General features: G+C 69.1%; 4 protein-coding genes and 1 pseudogene. 4 read left to right on the forward strand and 1 reads right to left on the reverse strand.

Translation table 11 applies throughout. From position 1 onward, the window contains the following. The 3 genes from G3N93_RS31435 to G3N93_RS31445 form a co-directional block, all read left to right on the forward strand. The coding region (locus G3N93_RS31435) for an autotransporter domain-containing protein (RefSeq protein WP_206134705.1) at positions 1-2,105 on the forward strand (2,105 nt) is incomplete at its 5' end. 152 nt (positions 2,106-2,257) lie between these two features. After that, positions 2,258-4,480 carry an amylo-alpha-1,6-glucosidase gene (locus tag G3N93_RS31440; RefSeq protein WP_174936856.1) on the forward strand — a complete coding sequence of 741 codons (2,223 nt, stop codon included), beginning with the start codon at positions 2,258-2,260 and terminating at the stop codon, positions 4,478-4,480. A gap of 96 nt (positions 4,481-4,576) precedes the next feature. Then, positions 4,577-4,828, forward strand: a complete 252-nt coding sequence (locus G3N93_RS31445) for a hypothetical protein (protein ID WP_011354368.1) — start codon at positions 4,577-4,579, stop codon at positions 4,826-4,828. Between the two features lie 495 nt (positions 4,829-5,323). Here G3N93_RS31445 and penR read toward each other — a convergent pair whose 3' ends face one another. Beyond that, a complete protein-coding gene (gene penR / locus G3N93_RS31450) occupies positions 5,324-6,214 on the reverse strand; it encodes a beta-lactamase transcriptional regulator PenR (protein WP_174936858.1) in 891 nt (296 codons plus the stop codon). Between the two features lie 111 nt (positions 6,215-6,325). Between penR and G3N93_RS31455 the strand changes: the two are divergent. After that, positions 6,326-6,456 (forward strand): annotated as a pseudogene (locus G3N93_RS31455) (hypothetical protein); the annotation flags it as partial.

Consider the following 6,456-nt stretch of genomic DNA (forward strand, 5'->3'; position numbering starts at 1 on the left):
TGTCGACGGGCGCGGTGAATCTCGCGGGCGCGGGTGCGACGCTCGACGCGAGCGGGGCGACAGGTGCGCAGACGATCGGCACGCTGAACGGCGCGGCCGGCGCGACCGTCAATCTCGGCGCCAATGCGCTGACGTTGAACGGGAGCGGCAACGGCACGTTCGGCGGGACGATCGGCGGCGCGGGCGGCGTGACGATCGCCGGCACCGGCACGCAGACGCTGACGGGGGCGAACACGTACACGGGCGGCACCACGATCGCGGCTGGCGGCGCGCTGCAACTCGGCAACGGCGGCACGTCGGGCAGCATCGCCGGCAATGTCGTCGACAACGGCGCGCTGATCGTCAATCAATCCGGCAGCGTGACGATTGCGAGCGTGCTGTCCGGCGCGGGTTCGCTGACACAGGCCGGCAGCGGGCAACTGACGTTGACGGGCACCAGCACGCTGAGCGGCCCGACCACCGTCAGCGCGGGCACGCTTGCCGTCAACGGGTCGCTCGGCCAGTCGACCGTGACCGTGCAGAACGGTGCGACGGTCACGGGCACCGGCACGATCGGCGGCCTCGTGGTGCAGGGCGGCGCGACGGCGGCCGCGTCGCAGCCGGGCGCGGCGCTGAACGTGGGCGGCAACGTCACGTTCCAGCCGGGCTCGACGTTCCAGGTCGCGGCCTCGCCGCAGCAGAGCGGCAGCCTCTCGGCAAGCGGCACGGCGACGCTGAACGGCGGCACCGTGCAGGTGCTCGCGAACCAGAGCGGTTACCAGCCGAGCACGACCTACACGATCGTGACCGCGACGTCGGGCGTGCAGGGCACGTTCAGCCAGGTGAATGCGAACTACGCGTTCCTCGCGCCGACGCTCAGCTACGATCCGGATCACGTGTACCTGCGGCTGGTCTCGAACGGTTCCGCCTTCCCCGATGTCGCGACGACGCCGAACCAGCGTTCGGTCGCGGCCGCGCTCGGCGGGCTCGGCGCGGGCAATCCGCTGTACGACGCGATACTGACGACCGATGCGACGACCGCACGCCGTGCATACGGGCTGCTCGACGGCGAACTGCAGGCGAGCCTGAAGAGCATGCTGCTGCTCGACAGCCGCTATGTACGCGACGCGGTGACCGACCGCGTCCGCCAGGGCCTCGCGCCCGGAGCGGGCCCGCTCGCCGCGCTGTCGTCGGGGGGCGCAGCCTTGTGCGGCGACAACACGGCCGGCGCGGTCGACCCGACGCTGCCGCCGGAACGCCGGATCGGCTCGCGCGACGGCTGCTACGGCGGCACGCCTTACCAGCCGGTCGTCTGGGGGCAGGCGTTCGGCGGCCGCAGCCGGCTCACCGGCGACGGCAATGCGTCGACGATCAACCGCAGCATGACGGGCTTCATCGCCGGTGCCGACATGGCGCTCAACGACAAGTGGCGTGCGGGTCTGGCCGCAGGTGTCACGCACAGCTCGCTCGACAACGACCAGAGTTCGTCGGCGTCGGTGAACAGCTACTACCTGTCGCTGTACGGTGGCGCGCAGTACGGCGCACTCGGCGTGCGCGGCGGCGCGTCGTACACGTGGTACCGGATCAACAGCGACCGTTCGCCGGGCTTCGCGGGCTTCTCCGATCACGATTCGGCCGGCTACGACGCGAATTCGGCGCAGGTGTTCGGCGAAGTCGGTTACGCGCTGCCGGTCGGGCCCGTGGCCATCGAACCGTTCGCGGGCCTCGCGTATGTGAACCTGCATACCGACGGCTATACGGAAACCGGTGGCGCGGCCGCGCTGCGCGCCGGCGGCGAGACGACCCACGTCGGCTTCTCGACCCTCGGCTTGCGCGCGGCGTCGCAGCTCGGCTCGATCGCGAGCGGCACGTTCACCGCGCGCGGGACGGTCGGCTGGCGGCATGCGTTCGGCAACGTGAGTCCGTCGTCGTCGTTCACGTTCGCGAATGGCGGCACGTCGTTCCAGGTGTCGGGCGTGCCGATTGCTCGCGACAGCGCCGTGCTCGAGGCCGGGATCGACGCGAACATCACGAAGCGCCTGACGCTCGGCCTCACGTACAGCGGCCAGTACGGCAGCGGCGTGCGCGACAACGCGATTCTCGGCAACATCCTGTGGAAGTTCTGATCAGCGACTGAGGTGCCTGCGCGATGCCATGCGGCGACGACAACGTCGCATGGCATCGCGTCTTTTTCCTCGCTGCGCACGTTCCCCGTTCTGGCCTATCCTGTGCGAAACACGCGACGCGCCGCGCGTTGCGACCCGACACAGGAGCATCGATGCCGAATCACGCTGAAGCCACGACGACCCAGGCGCCGCAAGTCGCGCCTGCTGCCCCGACCCCGGCGTCGGGCCCCGCATTCATCGCGCCCGAAGCCGATCCGCAGGCCCTGGCGCGCAACAACCAGTACGTCCTGAAATCCGGCGATGCGTTCGTGGTCAGCGACGCGCTCGGTGACATCGGCGGCCATGACGACGGCCTGTTCGTCGACGACATGCGCGTGCTGTCGAAGTGGCGCCTGACCTTCGGCGGCCGCGCGCCGTCGCTGCTGTCGGGCGCGACGAGCGCCGACAACGCGTCGTTCACCGCCCACCTGACGAACCGCCCGCTGCCGCCGCTCGGGGGCCACGAAACGCCCGAGGGCGTGATCCACATCGAGCGGATGCGCGTGCTCGCGGGCGACGTGCTTTACGAAGCGCTGACGCTGACGAACTACGGTGCGAGCGAAGCCGAGGTGCCGCTGTCGCTGTCGTTCGCGGCCGATTTCAAGGACATGTTCGAGGTGCGCGGCACGCAGCGCCCGAAGCGCGGCACCGTGGTGGCGCCGCGCGTCGACGCGGGCGCGGTGCGGATGCGCTATGACGGCCTCGACAGCGTCGAGCGCAACGTGACCGTGCATTTCTCGCCGGCGCCCGACGCGCTGTCGGTCGATCGTGCCGACTACACGCTGACGATCGCCGCGCAGGCCTGCGTGTCGATCTACCTGACCGTCGATGCGACGCTCGGCCCGGTGCATGCGGAAGGGCCGGGCTGCGGCCGCGTCGCGCTGCGCACCGCGCTCGTCGGCGTGCACCGCGAGATGCGCGCGCGGCGCGAATCGATGGCGCGCGTGAACACCGGCAATCCGCTGTTCGACGCGTGGCTCGATCGTTCGCTCGCGGATCTCGGGCTGCTCACGACCCAGCTCGACACGGGGCCGTACCCGTATGCGGGCATTCCGTGGTTCTCGACGCCGTTCGGCCGCGACGCGGTGATCACGTCGCTGCAGATGCTGTGGCTGCAGCCGTCGCTCGCGCGCGGCGTGCTGCGCTTCCTGGCCGAGCATCAGGCGCGCGAGACTTCCGCGTTCCGCGATGCGGAGCCCGGCAAGATCATGCACGAGTTCCGCCGCAGCGAGATGGCCGCGACGGGCGAGGTGCCGTTCGCGCTGTACTACGGCGGGGTCGATACGACGCCGCTGTTCATCGTGCTCGCGGGCGCGTACGTCGAACGCACCGGCGACGATGCGCTGATCGACGAGCTGTGGCCTGCGCTCGAGCGCGCCGCGCAATGGGTGATCGACAAGTGCGACCGCAATCCTTACGGACTGCTCGATTACCAGCGCACGTCGGAGCGCGGCCTCGCGAACCAGGGCTGGAAGGACAGCCACGATTCGGTGTTCCACGCGGACGGCCGCTTCCCGGACGGCCCGATCGCGCTCGTCGAAGTGCAGGCGTATGCGTGCGCGGCGCTCGATGCGATGTCGATGTGCTCGCACCGGCGCGGCCACGCGGCCGATGCGACGCGCTATGCCCTGCGCGCGAAGACGCTGCGCGAGCAGGTCGACGCGCTGTTCTGGATGCCGGAAGGCGATTTCTACGGCATTGCGCTCGACGGTCATGGCGACCTGTGCCGCGTGTTCGCGTCGAACGCGGGCCACCTGCTCGCGTTCGGGCTGCCCGACGCCGAGCGCGGCGCGGCGGTCGCCGGCGTGCTCGGCTCGACGCTGTTCCAGACGGGCTGGGGCATCCGCACGCTCGCGGCCGGCCAGCCGCGCTTCAACCCGATGGCGTATCACAACGGCTCGGTGTGGCCGCACGACAATGCGCTGATCGCGCGCGGGCTCGCGCGCTACGGCGACAAAACAGCCGCGGTGAACCTGCTGCGCGCGCTGTTCGAGGCAGCGGTGAGTTTCGAGATGCGGCTGCCCGAGCTGTTCTGCGGGTTCCCGCGCCGGCGCGGCGAACCGCCGACCGCCTATCCGGTGGCCTGCCTGCCGCAGGCGTGGGCGGCCGGCGCGCCGTTCATGATGTTGCAGGCTTGCCTCGGCGTGAGCATCGACGCGTCGCGTCACGAGGTGCGCGTCGAGCGCCCGGCGCTGCCGGAAGGCGTCGACTGGCTGCGGATCGACGCGTTGCGCGTCGGTGACGAAACCGTGTCGCTCACGTTCCGTCGCGTCGACGGCCAGGTCGTCGCGTCGGCGGAGCAGCCGGGCCGCGTGAAGGTGGTCGCGGTGCTGTAGCGCGGCGCTGCGCGAACGTTGCGCGATGTCGCGCCACGTTCGCGCGCAGCGGCATAGAATCGTGACATGACCCTTGAACGATGGCGGAGGTAGACGATGACGACCGACAACCGGCCCGACGACAGCGAGCACAAGCTCGAGAATCTGGAAGCGGCGGTCGACCACCTGCACAAGTCGATCGAATCGCAGAGCATCGCGGTCGGCGCGGCGAAGGGCATCCTGTTCAGCCTGATCGAAACGCTCGGCGCGCTGATCGGCGATCCCGACCTGCCCGAGCATGCGCGCTCGGGTTACGAGGCGCTGCGCGACAAGGCGAGCGAATTGCGCGGCGGGCTCGACCGGCATTGAGGCCTGGGTGGCGCCGGCGCGTGCCGCACGGGCTGCGCCGGCGTTGCCCGATTCTGCAGATGAAGCACAAAACCCCGTGCGCTCAATGAGTTAGGTGGCTGGTGCGCAGGATATCCACAAGCTTGCCAACACAATCTGTGGAGAACCGTCCGGCCTTGAATCGGGTGTGGCGCGGGCCGTGCGAAAGCCCCGGCGCTGCCACAGGGTTGACCTCGCAAGGTCCATGTATTGAATCCCCTTTTGTATCAGGGTGTTACGCGCCGCACTGGAAGGATATCCACAGGCTTGCCAACATATTCTGTGGACAACTCGCAATCGATTGCGTCGCGACAGTTGAGGATCGGGCTGCCGGAGGCCGGCTCGCGAAGCCCGTGAATACAGGCTGCCCGATGTCTGAGTCGGCGCGTTAATTCGTGCGCGATCAAGGGTTTAGGCCCCGGGTACCCAGGATATCCACATCCTTGCCAACACTTTCTGTGGACAAGCCGGGCCGTGTCATTCGGCCTGCGCGGTAGCCGCCGCTTCGGCCACGATCCAGTCGCGAAAGAGTGTCATTGCCGGCGTGAGCGGCTTCGACTTCAGCGAGGTGAGCCAGTAGCCGCCGGCGCGCACGTCGATGTCGAGCGGCCGCGCGAGCAGGCCGAGCTGCAGTTCGCGCGCGAACATGCACGCCGGTGCGAGCGCGACGCCCGCGCCCTGCATCGCAGCCTCGACCATCAGCCGCGACGAGTCGAACACCGGCCCGTTGACCGCCCACGGCGCGAGCTGCGCCGCATCGAACCAGCCGTGCCATTCGTCAATGCGGTACGAGCGCAGCAGCGTTTCGTTCGCGAGATCGGCTGGCTGCGAAAGGCGCCGCGCGATGTCCGGCGCGCACAGCGCGGTGAGTGGTGCGTCGAGCAGGCGCTCGTTGCGCGTGGTCGGCCAGTTGCCTTCCCCGAAGCGGATCGCGAAGTCGAGGCCCTCGGCGGCAAGGTCGACGACGTTGTTGTTGGTCCGCATCCGCAGCTCGACGAACGGGTGCGTGTCGCCGAACTGCTTCAAGCGCGGCATTAGCCAGCCTATGGCAAAGGTGCCGACGACGCCGAGCGTCAGCACCTCGTGGAAGCGCCCGCCGTCGAACTGCTTGAGCACCGTCTCGATGCGGCTGAACGCGTCGCTCAGCACGGGCAGCAGCGCGCGCCCCTCGTCGGTGAGCCCGAGGCCGCGCGGCAGCCGCGTGAACAGCGTGCAGCCGAGCCGCTCTTCCAGCGAACGCACCTGCTGGCTGACCGCGGCCTGGGTCACGCTCAGCTCGAGGCCGGCGCGCGTGAAGTTCAGGTGGCGCGCCGACGATTCGAACGCGCGCAGTGCATTGAGCGGAAGATGAGGGCGGAGCTTAGTCATAAGAAATTCTTTTGTCAGCGCTCAATTATCGTTGCTTGTCAGGCAACCGTAAAGTCCCGATAGTGCTGTCTCGCCGGCCGGGCGCGTTCAACACCATTTCGCTCACATTCCACCACGACCAAGCCGCTGTCGAACCAGCTCGATCTGTCGCTCGCGTATTCGCCGGGCGTCGCCGCCGCGTGCGAAGCGATCCACGCCGATCCGCTCGACGCGCAGAAGTACACGTCGCGCGGCAACCTCGT

The organism is Burkholderia sp. Se-20378, assembly GCF_017104665.1.
Classification (GTDB): domain Bacteria; phylum Pseudomonadota; class Gammaproteobacteria; order Burkholderiales; family Burkholderiaceae; genus Burkholderia; species Burkholderia lata.